Raw genomic sequence first — 15,315 nt, forward strand, 5'->3', positions numbered from 1 at the left:
TGTTTGTATGAAATAATCTATTTATAATCTAACATTAGTTTATGGATAGATTGGAACGATGAGATTTTGATAGATAAAAATATCATCGACTCATCTCTATGGTTTGGACACTATGTATGTCAGTTAGATTGGAGTGAATGTATTGCGTAAACTATTTTTAATGTGCCTTGCAGTCTTGATGGCGATACCTTTATTATTGACTCAAGCAAAGGCAGCTAATTTGGAAGATGCTCGATGGGTGACTAGAACAGATGCACCTGTACCATATGTTCGTATTGTTATGGACTTATCGGCACCTATAAAGGCATCTGCATCAATTAGCAAAGATGGGAAAACTACGACTGTTACTTTAAAGAATACAAAGCTAAAGACGGCTAAAGAGAACATTTCTATGGACTCAGCTATTGCTAGCTCTGCTAAACTTTCACAAGATGGCAGAGACGTTAAAGTAACAATCAAGACACCTTCATCTATTGATACTAGTGATGTAAAGGTTTTTTCCTTGAAAAAAGATACGGTTAATAAGAAACCGTATCGTATCGTTGTTGATGTTCAGAAAAAAGGTGCTGTAGCTAAGCCTGCTTACTATGGTAAAAAGCCATCTCAATCTGCACATCCAGCAAAAAATGTACCTACAGGATCTGGTAAATACTCTACTAGTGGCGGTTTATCTGGCAAAACAATTACTATTGACCCAGGACATGGTGGTAGTGATTCTGGTGCTATTGGACCTCACGGTGTACAAGAGAAAAACATTACACTACCAATTTCTATGTATTTGAAAAAATCTTTAGAAAATCGTGGTGCTAAAGTACTTTTGACTCGTACTACCGATGTAGATGTATATGGTCCTAATGCAAGTGGTGTTGATGAATTGGGGGCTCGTGTTAACGTGGCTAACCGTAGTAATTCTGATGTTCTTGTGAGCGTTCATATCAACGCATTTAATAATCCTAGCGTTGGTGGTATTGCAACATATTACTATAGCAAAACTGGTAACGATGCTCGATTAGCACAAAAGGTACAATCTCAAATTGCTAACACACCTGGTTTCAATGGTGATCGTGGCATTCAAGAGGGTAACTTATACGTGTTGAGACATTCTAATATGCCTGCAATTCTTGTAGAGCTTGGTTTTATCTCTAACCCTAATGAGGAACGTGTGCTACAATCTCCTCAAACTCAAGAAGACTTTGCTAACCGCATTGCAAATGGTATTGCTAATTACTTTGGAGGTTAATCGATGAAATTACGTAAACAAGTTCTATCGATTCTCTGTGTAGGTATGCTGGCATTTGTAGTGGGTTGTACACATGAACAAGCTCCTACAACAGGTAAAAGTGAACCTACGCAAGAGACGAAAGTCAATAAGGATGCAGAAACAAGTAAAGTATCTCAAGAAAAGGTTAAGATGGCCTTCTTTGTTCCTACGGAGGATGGTTCTGGGGTAAAACAAACTACCGTTGAGATAGAGGCGAATAAAGTTACGCCTAAAGCAGCTCTTTTAGCGATGTTAAATGTTGATAGAGCACAAAAATATCCAGTCTTCTCTAAGGATATTGAAATTACATCTGTTACTGTAAAAGATGGTATTGCTTCTGTTGAAGTAAATGATGCATTCGTAAAGGGTAATGGCGGAGACTTAACTGTTAAGTTACAAATGGCTGCTATTGTAAATACATTGACATCCTTTGATAATATTAATGGTGTTCTATTCGTCAATAATGGTAAAAAGGTGCCAACTGTAGGTTCCTTTGATACTAAAGAACCTGTTAAGAGAATGACGAATCTAATTAAAAAATAATTCTTTTAAGGACATTTATAGCAGATAGTTGATATATCAACTATCTGCTATTTTTGTTGTCTTTTATATATGTTACAATACAATAAGTAATAATCGGAAATTAGGTGATCAGATGCAATTAAAAGATGTAGGGGAATTTAATTTCATTCGTCAAATTCAAGATAACACGATTTATAATCCTAATACTGTAGTGTACGGTATTGGTGATGATTGTGCTATTTATAAAGCAGATCAAAATACAGAGCAATTGATAAGCACTGACACAATGGTGGAAGGTGTTCATTTTAGCTTTCACTATATGATGCCCTATGATGTAGGGTATCGCCTTATGACGGCTAATTTAAGTGATGTTGCGGCTATGGGTGGCATTCCTAGACAAATTGTATTATCTGTAGCCGCACCAGACCATGTTAATACAGTCATTCTTGATGAAATTTATAGGGGAATTAAAGATCAATGTATGAGATATCAACTCAATATATTGGGTGGAGATACGGTACGTACGGAAGGCCCCATGGTTTGGACTGTAACAATTATCGGAGAGGTTCCTAAAGGCACTGCGGTTATGCGAAGTGGTGCGAAAGTAGGAGATGTTGTAGGTGTTACAAACTATGTAGGTTATGCAGCTACAGGTTTAGGAGCATTATCTTATAATTTAGTAGGCTATGATATGACCAAAGTGGGGCATCAACGTCCTGAACCACAGATTGAATTGGGGCAAAAATTGCGACGACTTGGTATTCATAGTATGAATGATATTAGCGATGGACTAGGTAGTGAATTGAATGAAATCGCTGTAGCTAGTAATGTTTCCATTGTATTTGAAGAACAAGCAATCCCTTTACACGAGGAGACTTACGCATTAGCTAAGCATTTACAAACTAATCCAGTAGATTATGCTTTGTATGGTGGAGAAGACTTTCAGTTAGTCTTTACAGCGCCAAAATCACTACTTTCGGAATTGGAAAAGCTAGCAGGCATTACGTTGATTGGGGAAGTTTTATCTGGCCCTCCTCGGGTTCAAATGGTAACACTTGATAAAACGATTAAGACTGTAGAAGCGAAAGGATATAATCATTTTCATGAAGGATAAGGTACAGGTTCATTTAAAGACTCATACAGTAGAAGACACACAACAATTTGGCCAATTATTAGGCGAATGGGTTAAACATAATGGGCATCCTCTTTGTATAGCACTAGTTGGTGACTTGGGGACAGGAAAAACACATTTGTCGCAAGGCATTGCAAAGGGCTTTGGGGTTACTGAAGAAATTACAAGTCCTACCTTTGCCATAATGAATACCTATGATGTGAATCGAACTCATTTATATCATTTTGACGTATATCGCTTGGAAGATATTAGTGAACTGGAAAATATTGGATTTTATGAATATACAGAAGACTGCGTATCCATTGTAGAATGGGCAGATAAATTCCCTCATGAATTGCCTGATGAAACGCTATGGATTCATTTAACACGTATTGATGATACAAGCCGTTCCATTACATTAACTAGTGATTACCTTACAACGGGTGATTTAGTAGAAATAGGAGGCCCATATGTGGTTGGGAATTGAGACGAGCTCTCTCGTGTCGAGTGTGGCTTTAATAGATGAAAGTTGCCTAATTGGGGAATTGACCATTCAAGCTGGATTGACTCATTCTGAGCAGTTGGTACCTCATATTGATATGCTATTACGAGCTTCTCAAGTTGAAAAAAGTGAATTAAAAGGTATTATGGTTAGCATTGGACCTGGTTCTTTTACAGGCTTACGTATTGGTATGGGGACAGCTAAAGCTATGGCTTATGCCTTACAAATTCCTTTATATGGCGTAATGACCATGGACAGTTTAGCTCGTAATGTAGCTTATACGGACCGCACGATTTGTACTATTATCGATGCTCAGAAAAAACATGTCTATGCAGGTATCTACAAATATGATGGTAATGAATTGGTCTGCAAAGAGGAGCCTTTTGTCATTGCTGCTAATGATTTATTAGATCGACTCCGAGCCTCTGAAGAATATGTAGTGTTCCTTGGGGATGGCGTTAAGCGAATAGAGAAGCTACTAGATGAAAGTGATACAAATTTAACGATTTTAGATATATCGCAACGTATTCCAAAAGCTAGTTCTCTATTACTAGCTGGCCGTAGATTGGTAGGCTCTGAAGAGAGTTCTGACCCTATGGATATGGTTCCTTATTATATTCGACGATCAGAAGCAGAAGTGTTATGGGAAGAACGCCATAAAAATAATCCTGAAATGTTGAAACAAAATCCTACAGTTGTAGTTACTGAGGCAGCAGGAGTCGAATAATGGAGATTCGTTTGGCTACAATAGATGATGCTCAAGCTATCTATGCTATTGAACAACAGTCTTTTTCTGTTCCTTGGAGTTTAGAATCTGTTCTCGTTGAGTTAGAAGGGGCATCAAATAAATTATATATGGTAATTTGTGAGGAGAACAAAATTGTTGGATATGCAGGTGCTTGGCTTGTATACGATGAAGGTCAAATTACGAATATCGCCATTATTCCTTCCGCACGAGGTAAGGGATACGGATCAAAACTTACAAAACAATTAATAGATGAATGTCTTATGAGAGGTATGAAAGAAATTTTCTTAGAGGTGCGCATATCTAATCTTGCAGCATTGGCTATGTATAGAAATTTAGGATTTTCTGTAAAAGGAATTCGTAAAGATTATTATTCAGAGCCTATGGAAGATGCTTATATTATGTCTCTCGTTTCAGAGGAAATAGAATGAGTATATACACATTAGCCTTGGAAAGTAGCTGTGACGAAACCTCTGCTTCTGTCCTTAAGGACGGGCGCACTGTTTTGTCTAATGTTATTTCAAGCCAAGTGCCAATACATAGAAAATTTGGTGGCGTTGTACCTGAAATTGCATCACGTCATCATATAGAACAAGTGATACCCGTAATAGACCAAGCATTACGTGATGCAAATGTGACTTTACAAGATATCAATCATATTGGTGTTACGTATGGTCCCGGTCTTGTAGGGGCCTTATTAGTTGGTGTAGCTGCTGCAAAAGGGTTATCCTTTGCTACCGGGATACCCTTGGTGCCAGTGCACCATATGGAAGGTCATATTTTTGCAAACTTTTTAGCTAATCCAGAACTGGAGCCTCCATTTTTAAGTCTCGTTGTCTCTGGTGGTCATACCATGTTAGTACATGTAAAAGGATATGAAGAATTTGATGTTCTTGGTCAAACACGAGATGACGCAGCTGGCGAGGCTTTTGATAAGATTGCACGGGTCATGGGATTCCCTTATCCAGGGGGCCCTCATATCGATGCCCTTGCCGCTGAAGGGAATCCAGAGGCTATTGAATTTCCAAAGGCTTTAAGTGAACCAGGTAATTTTGAATTTAGCTTTAGTGGTTTAAAGTCTGCCGTTTTAAACTATTTAAATAGTAAGCAACAAAAGAATGAACCTATCAATCAATCTGATGTGGCTGCATCATTCCAGAAGGCCATCGTTGATGTGTTGGTAGAAAAGACGAAAGATGCCGCACATACTTTAGGTGAAAGTCGTATTACTATTGCTGGTGGTGTATCAGCCAATAAAGGATTACAAAAGGCTTTAGAAGCTATGTGTGTAGAAGAAGGTTTTACTTATTACAAACCACATAAAATTTTGTCTACTGACAATGCGGCCATGATTGGATGCCGAGCTTATTATATGGCGCAGGCCGGTAAATTTGGCGATTTAACATTGAATGCAAAGCCTAGTGTTGAAATTGGATACGTATCTTGGAAAGAGGATTAATCGTGGATATTGGTCAAGATATTTTAAATAGAACACCATTAGGACCATTACAAACCTCATTACTTGAGCATATTAGTAAACTCATATCCTTTGGCGAGTCTTTAACTCGTCAAAGGATACAGATTTTTACACCTCTACTAGAGACAGGACAAGGTGAGAGATCACAACAATGTGCAGATATGCTATGCATAGAACGCAGTGATCAAGGGATTACTACACGTCAATTAAAAGGCAGTCATACGTGGCATACTATGATGAAAGATGGTCAGCCACTTATCGGGTTAGATGACGAGCAGCGTCAACATGTCTTTCCTATCGTAGACAACGGAGGTCGTATTATTGGGGGGATATCTTTTACATTATCACCATCTATTAAGGCAGAACAATATGAGCAAGAATACGTTTTGTCTGATACGATGCAACGTCTTATGCTGACAGCTACTGATGAACAAATATTGTCTTACGAACCCATGTCCTATTTTGATGGTTTAATTATTTTCGACGACACTTATAAAATACTGTATGCTAACGATGCAGCTATGAAGTTAGTAGATATATTAGGCTTTGACCGTCGCTTGGTTGGTTCATCAATTTTTAGCAGTACCTTAAAGATGTCCGCTATACAGCAGGTATTATCAGATAGAAATATACTTACAAATGAAGAAATCTATCAAGATATGGTAATTCGTCAGCATATGATTCCTATTGCTATGGGGCGCAATGAAACGAGGTGCTTTTTAGTTCTTCATGATTGTACTCGTGAAAGTAAACAGCAACAAGAATTATTAGTTAAAAATTCCATTATCAAAGAGGTTCATCACCGTGTAAAAAATAACTTACAAACAGTAGCAGGTTTATTGCGCATGGAGGCGAGACGCTCTAGCTTGCCAGAGGTAAAACAAGCACTCCAAGAGGGAATTAATCGCATCGAGAGTATGGCTCTAGTTCACGATATAGTATCTCATTACGATGAGGATTATATCGGTATACGATCGATTTACGATGAATTATGTCGATTGTTGCGTATGAGTATGGTGCGACAAGACCAAGAGGTTACTTTTACTTACAGTGGCGAAGACATATTAATCTCCTCTCATATGGCAAGTTATGTATCTCTTATTATTAATGAGTTGATTACGAATAGCTTAGAACATGGGTTAGACGGTAGAAATGGTCAAATTCATTTGACTGTAACGGATATAAACGGGAGTATCGAACTAATCTTTTGGGATAATGGTAAAGGATTGCCTAGCAATTTTTCTTTCACATCTAATAAACGTTTAGGTCTAACTATTATTAATAATTTAGTTGCCCACGAGTTGAAAGGTAGTTTATCCATAGAAAATACTGGTACAGGTGTATTGGTGACGATACATATGAAGAAGGAGGCATAAATGCGCGTTTTAATCGTGGATGATGAATCTCTAATACGTATGGACTTACGGGATATTATTGAGTCTTGTGGTCATGAAGTCGTTGCAGAAGGTACAAATGGTGTTGAAGCTTTAGAACTTTGTAAAAAACATAAGCCAGATATTATATTGATGGATGTTAAAATGCCAGAATTAGATGGTATTGAGGCGGCACGTCAAATTGGCTTTCACCATGAAGCACCTGTAGTATTATTAACAAGTTATAGCCAGCAAGATTTAATCGATAAGGCTCGAGATTCTGGTGTATATGGCTATTTAATTAAACCAGTACGGGAGGAGCAGTTAGTTCCTTCCTTAGAGATGGCTTTAGGCCGCTATAAAAGTGATGCTCAGTTGCGCGAAAAGATGGCTGAGCTAGAACAGTCATTAGAAGATCGTAAAATCATTCAAAAGGGAACTGGTATATTAATGGAACTATATTCTATATCTGAAGCGGAAGCGTATAATCGCATTCGCACCTTAAGTATGAATAAACAAATATCTATTATAGAAACATGTAATCTCATTATTAAACAGTCTAATAAGTCAAATAACATCTAAAAAGTCAAAAAATCAAAATTAGTACTTGCAATTATTTTAACTTCGGTTATAATAATACTTGTGATTAGCACTCAATGAGTTAGAGTGCTAATAAATTATGGAGATTAACTATTAAAAAGGAGTGACATTATATGTTAAAACCATTAGCTGACCGCGTTCTTATCCGTCTAGAAGCAAAAGAAGAAAAAACTAAAAGTGGTATCTTCCTTCCTGATACAGCTAAAGAAAAGCCTCAAGAAGGTGTAGTTGTAGCTGTAGGTGCTGGTAAAGTATATGACAATGGTCAACGTGTAGCTCCAGAAGTTAAAGTTGGCGACACTGTTATGTTTGCAAAATATGCTGGTAGCGAATTAGAAATCGATGGCGCTACTCATTTGATTATTAGCGAACGCGATATTTTAGCAGTATTATAATCGCTGATTTATAGTCTATATGACTATAAAAACTGATGATACATTCTATATTGCCTAAAGGCACATATATTTCGTTACATTGGATAGTGTTACTATTTAGGAGGTAATACATATGGCAAAAGAAATCTTGTTTAATGAAGAAGCTCGTCGCGCTTTAGGCCGTGGCGTCGATCAATTAGCAAATGCTGTAAAAGTTACATTAGGTCCAAAAGGTCGTAATGTTGTGTTGGATAAAAAATTTGGTTCCCCAACAATTACAAATGATGGTGTAACCATTGCTCGCGATATTGAACTTCCAGATCCATTTGAAAACATGGGTGCTCAATTAGTAAAAGAAGTTGCTACTAAAACTAACGACGTAGCAGGTGATGGTACTACTACCGCAACAGTATTGGCGCAAGCTATGATTCAAGAAGGTATGCGCAATGTAGCAGCCGGTGCAAACCCAATGATTTTGAAAAAAGGCATTGAAACAGCAGTAAAAACTTTGGTTGAAGAAATTAAAAAACGCTCTATCAAAGTTTCTGGTAAAGCTGAAATTGCTCAAGTTGCAAGCGTATCCGCTGCTGACGAAGAAATCGGTGGTTTAATTGCTGAAGCTATGGAAAAGGTTGGTAATGACGGTGTTATTACTGTTGAAGAATCCAAAGGTTTGCAAACTGCATTAAATGTAGTAGAAGGTATGCAATTTGATCGTGGTTATATTTCCCCTTATATGGTAACTGACCCTGATCGTATGGAAGCTGTTATGGATAACCCATATATCTTGATCACTGATCGTAAAATCAGTGCCATCGCAGATATGTTGCCAACACTTGAAAAAGTAGTAAAAGTAGGCAAAGAACTTCTTATTATCGCTGAAGATGTAGAAGGGGAAGCATTGGCTACATTAGTAGTAAACCGTTTACGTGGTACATTTAAAGCTGTAGCCGTTAAAGCTCCTGGCTTCGGTGATCGTCGCAAAGCTATGCTTGAAGATATCGCTATCTTAACAGGCGGTACTGTTATTACTGAAGATATGGGTCGTAAGCTTGATTCTGTAGAGCTTGAAGATCTTGGTACAGCTCGTCAAGTTCGCATCACTAAAGATGAAACTACAATCATCGATGGCGCAGGTGATAAAGATGTAATTGCTAAACGCGTTAACCAAATCCGTGCACAAGTTGAAGAAACATCTTCTGATTTCGACCGTGAAAAATTACAAGAACGTCTAGCTAAATTGTCCGGTGGTGTTGCAGTTATCGAAGTAGGTGCTGCTACAGAAGTTGAAATGAAAGATAAGAAACTTCGCATTGAAGATGCATTGAATGCAACTCGTGCAGCTGTTGAAGAAGGTATTGTAGCTGGTGGTGGTACTACATTCATCGATATCATCCCTGCATTGAATACATTGGAAGCTACTGGTGACGTTCAAACTGGTATTAACCTTGTAAAACGCGCTGTAGAAGAACCACTTCGTCAAATCGCATACAACGCAGGTCTCGAAGGTTCTGTAGTAGTAGAAAAAGTTAAAAATACTGAAGCTGGTGTAGGTTTCAATGCCTTGACTGAAGAATACATCGATATGGTTAAAGCTGGTATTGTTGATCCTGCAAAAGTTACTCGTTCTGCCCTTCAAAATGCCGCATCTATTGCATCTCTTGTATTAACTACTGAAACAATCGTAGCTGATAAGGTAGATGAAAATGCAGCAGTTCCTGCAATGCCTCCAATGGGTGGTATGGGCGGTATGATGTAATCAGCTGCTTAGAATTAATTTTATAAGAAACATAATAATCCTAATGAATTGTGAATTACATTTTTCATATTCATTAGGATTATTTTTTATTGATAAATTAATCTATTGTAAGGGTGTAATATTTTAAATTTCAAATTTCAAAAAAACTATGATTGTATTTAAGCTGACTATATTATGTTGATTACATCGATAAAATTGATTTTGTATACAATGTATGTTATAATTCTATAGAATTTAATAGTGAGTCTTATTGACATAGTTATTCTCTAATAGTATAATTAATGTATCGAATTTATTCGATTTGTTATATTTGAATTGAAAGAAGGATCACTATGTTGAACTTTATTTTTAAAAGTAAACCTAATTATGTAAACTTTGGCTTATTGATTTATCGCCTTGCATTGGGCATTTCCATGTTTTATCATGGTTATTTAAAATGGCTTAGCGGAGCTGAAGGGCTCTACAAAGTAGGGACTATGTTGGTACCTTTAGGTGTATCCGGTGGTTATGAGATGCTAGGCACTATGGCAGCACTTGCAGAAATGATTGGTGGTATTCTTATTGCAGTAGGATTATTTACACGTATTGGTGCTATTCTAGTTGTAGGTACTTTAGCAACTGCGACTATTGTGAGTTTGAATGGTAGTTTCTTTAGCTGGGACTACCCATCTCAATTAGGCTTTGGTGCACTTATGTTATTCTTTGCTGGTGCTGGTCGCTTTAGTTTAGATAAAGCTTTATTTAAATAATTAGGGAATTAGAATAAAAGACTCATCGGCTGATGAGTCTTTTATTTATGTAGAAAGGTTATCATGAACAAAAAAACAGTTCCATTCACGTCAGAACAATTAGAAAATATTATTGCTCAGTATCCAACTCCATTCCATATTTATGATGAAGAAGGAATTATTGAGAATATGAAATCTTTCATCAATGCATTCTCTTGGAATAAGGGATTCAAGCAATATTTTGCAGTTAAAGCAACTCCAAATCCGTATATCATGCGTTTGTTACAAAAGCTTGGGGTTGGCGCAGACTGTTCTTCCTTAGCGGAACTACTTTTATGTGAAAAAGTGGGTATTACGGGCCATGATATTATGTTCACATCTAATGACACACCGTATGTGGAGTATAAAAAGGCACTTGAAATGGGTGCAATTATCAATCTTGATGATATTACACATATCGAATATTTAGAAAAAAATCATGGCTCTTTGCCAGATACATTCTGCGTGCGTTATAATCCGGGTTCTTTAAAGGAAGGGGGCAATACAATTATTGGTCTTCCTGAAGAAGCTAAATATGGTATGACACGCGAACAAATATTTGAAGCGTATAAACAATTACAAGCTAAAGGTGTAAAACACTTTGGTATTCATACAATGGTTGTTTCTAACGAACTTGATATTGACGGTTTAGTTGGTACAGCAGAGCTTTGCTTTAATCTTGCTGTAGATATTAAAAAAGAACTTGGTATCACTATTGAATTTATTGATTTAGGTGGAGGTGTAGGTGTAGCTTATAAACCAGAACAAACACCAGTAGACTTCCGCGTATTAAGCAAGGGTGTAGAAGAAGCGTATAATCGGATTTTAGTAGCTAATGGACTTAATGATGTTGCATTGGCTTATGAATGTGGGCGTATGGTAACAGGTCCATTTGGTTACCTTGTTTCTACTGCTATTCATAAAAAAGATATTTATCGTCATTACATCGGTTTAGATGCTTGTATGGCAAATCTTATGCGTCCGGCGTTGTATGGCTCTTATCATCATATTACCGTAATGGGGAAAGAAAATGCTCCCAAGGATCATGTATATGATGTAACAGGCTCCTTATGTGAAAATAATGATAAATTTGCTATTCAACGAGAGCTGCCAAAAATTGATATTGGAGATCGTGTCATCATTCACGATGCTGGTGCACATGGACATTCTATGGGTTTCAATTATAATGGTAAATTACGTTCTGCAGAGTTATTGCTACATAAAGATGGCTCTGTTACACAAATTCGTCGTGCTGAAACATATGATGATTTATTTGGAACTCTTGATTTTTCAAACCTATAATTTAATATTGAGAATCGAATAGGATGAGAATTAATATTAATAAAAACCTATCAATATATGTAATACTTGATATTCTTTTAATTCCTGTATATTTTAGTAGGAATATCTTGCTATCATTTAGATAAGAATGTATAATGAGTGTAGATTGTTATGCACATACTTGCTAAGTTGGCGAGAATTACGGCGGTATTCACGTTAGTGCGTACCGCCTTTTTATATGTGTCAGTATATACGTTTTATATATAATGAGTGTATGTTTCTTATGGTTACATACAAATAAAAGGAGTGAACATTTTGGCTGAATTACTTCAGATAAAAGATTTAAAGGTATCTGTTGAAGAGAAACAAATCTTAAAAGGTATTGATTTAACAATTAATAAAGGTGAAATTCATGTTGTGATGGGGACAAATGGTGCTGGTAAATCTACACTTGCTAATGCAATCATGGGTAACTCTACATATACAGTAGATAGTGGTTCTATCATTTTTGATGGTAAGGATATTACGGAAGATGCAGTAAATGATCGTGCAAAAGCGGGTATTTTTATGTCCTTCCAAAATCCAATTTCTATTCCTGGTATTACTGTAGAAAACTTCATTCGTACAGCTAAATCCACAATTACTGGTGAAAATGTACGTGCATTATCTTTCAAAAAAGAATTGAAAGAAAAAATGGATGAATTGTCCTTTGATTTATCTTATGCGCAACGTTATGTAAATGAAGGCTTCTCTGGTGGTGAACGCAAGAAGAATGAAATTCTTCAAATGTCCATTTTGAATCCTAAATTGGCTATTCTTGATGAAACTGATTCTGGCCTTGACGTAGATGCGGTTCGTATCGTATCTGAAGGTGTACAACGTTTCCATAACGAAGAAAATGCTGTATTAATCATTACTCATCATAACCAAATCTTGCAAAAACTAAAACCAGACTATGTTCATGTGTTGATTAATGGCAAGATTGTTAAAACTGGTGATGCTTCTCTTGTACGTGAAATCGAAGAAAAAGGTTATGACGCATACAAAGCATTAGCATAGGAGGCATAATGGAAGAAAGAAAGAAAACCCAAGTCGCGGATATGGACCGTGGCGTCTATGATATAAAGAACGAATTTGAATATTCTTATATCTCTGATGCCGGTTTAACAGAAGATATTATCCGTGAGATTTGGTCTAATAAAAATGAACCAGAATGGATGCTCGATTTCCGTTTAAAGTCTTTGGAAATCTATAATCGCATGGGCATTCCGAATTGGATTCCTGATATCTCGGGCTTAGATATGGCAAATATTCATACGTATGTTAAGCCTAAAGTAGATATGAAAGAAAACTGGGATGAAGTTCCAGAAGAAATTAAAAGTACTTTTGACCGCTTAGGTATTCCAGAAGCGGAAAAAACATCTCTAGCTGGTGTTGGTGCTCAATATGATTCTGAGGTTGTTTACCACAGTATTCAAGAAGATCTTGTTAAGCAAGGTGTTATCTATACTGATATCGAAACAGCATTACATGAGCATGAAGAAATCGTAAAAAAATACTGGATGACATTAATTCCGCCTACAGACCATAAATGGGCTGCCCTTCATGGTGCCGTTTGGTCTGGTGGTTCCTTCGTATACGTTCCTGCAGGTGTACAAGTAGAGATTCCATTGCAATCTTATTTCCGTTTGAATGCACCAGGTGCTGGTCAGTTTGAACATACGATGATTATCGTAGAAGAAGGGGCTAAATTGCACTTTATCGAAGGTTGTTCTGCTCCTAAGTATGATGTGTCTAACCTTCATGCAGGCGCTGTTGAACTGTTCGTTAAAGATAATGCTACATTGCGTTATTCTACAATTGAAAACTGGTCTAAAAACATGTACAACCTTAACACAAAACGTTGTGTAGTAGGTAAAAATGGCACAATTGAGTGGGTATCTGGTTCCTTTGGCTCCAAAGTTTCTTGTTTGTATCCAATGAGTATTCTCAACGGTGAAGGTGCACATGCTGAATTTACAGGTGTAACATTCGCTGGTGAAGGACAATTCCTCGATACAGGCTGTAAAGTGGTACATAATGCACCATATACAACAAGTAATGTAAACTCTAAATCCATTTCTAAATCCGGTGGCGCTGCAATTTATCGTGGCCTTTTGAAGATTGGCCCTAAAGCTGAACATTCCAAAGCAACCGTTTCTTGTGAATCCTTGATGCTTGATGCTGAGTCTCAATCTGATACAATCCCAGCTATTATCGTAGAAAATGACAATGTGGATTTAGGTCATGAAGCTAAAATCGGTCGTATTTCCGACGAGGCAATTTTCTATCTTATGACTCGTGGTATTAGTGAAGAAGAAGCTCGTGCGATGCTTGTTCGTGGCTTTGTAGAGCCAATATCTAAAGAATTGCCACTTGAATATGCAGTAGAAATGAATAATCTAATCAATCTTGAATTAGAAGGTTCTATCGGTTAAGGAGGAATTATGAGCGAATTACTATTTAATGAACTCCCTAGACCGACATTCAGATGGTTGCGCGTTAATCATACTGTAAGCTCTCTAGCTGGAGAAGATACAGCGGTACAATCCATCGCTGTGGAAGCGAATAAAGATATACTTTCACCATTACCTGTTGGTACAGCATTACTAGATGGTAATTATGAAGGTGCTAATAAAGAAGCTGTTCAAGTATTAGTTGAAAAAGCGGAAGGCTATGCTATCAATGTGCCTCCTAAGGCGAAAGAAGTTGTAGGCATCCGCATTGATGCTAATGCTCGTGTGGCAAACCGTTTCCAATTTATCGTTGGTGAAGGTGCTGAGCTAGAAGTACAATTCTATGTAACTGGTTCTGGCGATGCATTGACAAATGTTAGCTATTTAAACGAATACGATGTGAAAGAAGCTGGTAAGGTTGTAGTAAAAAAGGTAAATCTTTTGCCTGAACATGTACAACATATCGAGCATCGATACACTAAATTAGAAGAAAAAGCAGATGTAGAATACATCAATATTGAAATTGGTGGCAGTGAAAACATCTTGAATTACTATCATGATTTAGTAGGTCAAGAATCCCGTATGGTTCATGACATTGCTTATCTTGGTAATAAAGAGCAAAAATTTGATATTTCTATGGTTATGAGTCATGGTGGTAAAAAATCATTTAGTGATATTCATACCTTAGGTGCTCTTAGTGGCAATTCTAAAAAATCCTTCAGAGGGACCCTTGATTTTCTTAATGGAGCAACAGCTTCTGAAGGTGCGGAAGAAGATACTTGCTTATTGTTAGATCCAACTGTAAAATCTGTTTCGTTACCACTTTTATTGTGTAAAGAAGATAATGTAGTTGGTAATCATGCAGCAAGTGCAGGCCAAATTGATCATAATAAATTGTTCTATATCATGAGCCGTGGCTTTAGTGAGGTAGAGGCAAAACATATCATTGTTGAATCTATGATTCGACCTATTATTGATCGCATTGGTGATGAAACGATTGAAGAAGCAGCGTTAGCAGCTGTACGTAATAAAATTTAAAGAGGCGTTT

General features: G+C 37.0%; 16 protein-coding genes. All 16 read left to right on the forward strand.

All coding sequences use genetic code 11. From position 1 onward, the window contains the following. Positions 1 to 142: 142 nt before the first annotated feature. Positions 143 to 1,240 carry an N-acetylmuramoyl-L-alanine amidase family protein gene (locus ACLRYO_RS01740; protein WP_105086744.1) on the forward strand — a complete coding sequence of 366 codons (1,098 nt, stop codon included), beginning with the start codon at positions 143 to 145 and terminating at the stop codon, positions 1,238 to 1,240. Positions 1,241 to 1,243: 3 nt separating this feature from the next. Next, positions 1,244 to 1,804 carry a GerMN domain-containing protein gene (locus tag ACLRYO_RS01745; RefSeq protein ID WP_105086743.1) on the forward strand — a complete coding sequence of 187 codons (561 nt, stop codon included), beginning with the start codon at positions 1,244 to 1,246 and terminating at the stop codon, positions 1,802 to 1,804. Positions 1,805 to 1,916: 112 nt separating this feature from the next. Further along, a complete protein-coding gene (gene thiL, locus ACLRYO_RS01750; protein ID WP_195395085.1) occupies positions 1,917 to 2,897 on the forward strand; it encodes a thiamine-phosphate kinase in 981 nt (326 codons plus the stop codon). Continuing rightward, positions 2,887 to 3,381 (forward strand): tRNA (adenosine(37)-N6)-threonylcarbamoyltransferase complex ATPase subunit type 1 TsaE, encoded by a 495-nt coding sequence (gene tsaE / locus ACLRYO_RS01755; protein ID WP_195395084.1) that lies wholly within the window; start codon positions 2,887 to 2,889, stop codon positions 3,379 to 3,381. Before thiL ends, tsaE begins: the two co-directional genes overlap by 11 nt. Continuing rightward, positions 3,365 to 4,123 (forward strand): tRNA (adenosine(37)-N6)-threonylcarbamoyltransferase complex dimerization subunit type 1 TsaB, encoded by a 759-nt coding sequence (gene tsaB, locus ACLRYO_RS01760; RefSeq protein WP_187002441.1) that lies wholly within the window; start codon positions 3,365 to 3,367, stop codon positions 4,121 to 4,123. Before tsaE ends, tsaB begins: the two co-directional genes overlap by 17 nt. Next, the gene (rimI, locus tag ACLRYO_RS01765) at positions 4,123 to 4,572 is read left to right on the forward strand and encodes a ribosomal protein S18-alanine N-acetyltransferase (protein ID WP_187002442.1); all 450 of its coding nucleotides are present in this window, start codon (positions 4,123 to 4,125) and stop codon (positions 4,570 to 4,572) included. Before tsaB ends, rimI begins: the two co-directional genes overlap by 1 nt. Next, the gene (tsaD, locus tag ACLRYO_RS01770; RefSeq protein ID WP_012864455.1) at positions 4,569 to 5,600 is read left to right on the forward strand and encodes a tRNA (adenosine(37)-N6)-threonylcarbamoyltransferase complex transferase subunit TsaD; all 1,032 of its coding nucleotides are present in this window, start codon (positions 4,569 to 4,571) and stop codon (positions 5,598 to 5,600) included. Before rimI ends, tsaD begins: the two co-directional genes overlap by 4 nt. A gap of 2 nt (positions 5,601 to 5,602) precedes the next feature. Next, positions 5,603 to 6,994: a sensor histidine kinase gene (locus ACLRYO_RS01775; protein WP_187002443.1), complete on the forward strand. Its 1,392-nt coding sequence runs from the start codon at positions 5,603 to 5,605 to the stop codon at positions 6,992 to 6,994. Continuing rightward, positions 6,995 to 7,573 carry an ANTAR domain-containing response regulator gene (locus ACLRYO_RS01780; protein ID WP_012864453.1) on the forward strand — a complete coding sequence of 193 codons (579 nt, stop codon included), beginning with the start codon at positions 6,995 to 6,997 and terminating at the stop codon, positions 7,571 to 7,573. 131 nt (positions 7,574 to 7,704) lie between these two features. Beyond that, on the forward strand, positions 7,705 to 7,986 hold the full coding sequence (gene groES / locus ACLRYO_RS01785; RefSeq protein WP_004696047.1) for a co-chaperone GroES: 282 nt from the start codon (positions 7,705 to 7,707) through the stop codon (positions 7,984 to 7,986). Between the two features lie 112 nt (positions 7,987 to 8,098). Beyond that, the gene (groL, locus tag ACLRYO_RS01790) at positions 8,099 to 9,724 is read left to right on the forward strand and encodes a chaperonin GroEL (protein WP_004696042.1); all 1,626 of its coding nucleotides are present in this window, start codon (positions 8,099 to 8,101) and stop codon (positions 9,722 to 9,724) included. A gap of 332 nt (positions 9,725 to 10,056) precedes the next feature. Continuing rightward, positions 10,057 to 10,473 (forward strand): DoxX family protein, encoded by a 417-nt coding sequence (locus ACLRYO_RS01795; RefSeq protein ID WP_120054828.1) that lies wholly within the window; start codon positions 10,057 to 10,059, stop codon positions 10,471 to 10,473. A gap of 63 nt (positions 10,474 to 10,536) precedes the next feature. Continuing rightward, complete coding sequence (locus ACLRYO_RS01800) at positions 10,537 to 11,793, forward strand: diaminopimelate decarboxylase family protein (protein WP_004696038.1); 1,257 nt, start codon at positions 10,537 to 10,539, stop codon at positions 11,791 to 11,793. Positions 11,794 to 12,087: 294 nt separating this feature from the next. Next, on the forward strand, positions 12,088 to 12,831 hold the full coding sequence (gene sufC / locus ACLRYO_RS01805) for a Fe-S cluster assembly ATPase SufC (protein WP_004696035.1): 744 nt from the start codon (positions 12,088 to 12,090) through the stop codon (positions 12,829 to 12,831). 8 nt (positions 12,832 to 12,839) lie between these two features. Then, positions 12,840 to 14,249, forward strand: a complete 1,410-nt coding sequence (gene sufB / locus ACLRYO_RS01810; RefSeq protein WP_004696034.1) for a Fe-S cluster assembly protein SufB — start codon at positions 12,840 to 12,842, stop codon at positions 14,247 to 14,249. A 9-nt stretch (positions 14,250 to 14,258) separates the two neighbouring features. Further along, complete coding sequence (locus ACLRYO_RS01815; RefSeq protein ID WP_195213189.1) at positions 14,259 to 15,305, forward strand: SufB/SufD family protein; 1,047 nt, start codon at positions 14,259 to 14,261, stop codon at positions 15,303 to 15,305. The last annotated feature ends 10 nt before the right edge of the window (positions 15,306 to 15,315 follow it).

It is taken from the genome of Veillonella parvula (assembly GCF_047241225.1).
Classification (GTDB): Bacteria; Bacillota; Negativicutes; order Veillonellales; family Veillonellaceae; genus Veillonella; species Veillonella parvula_O.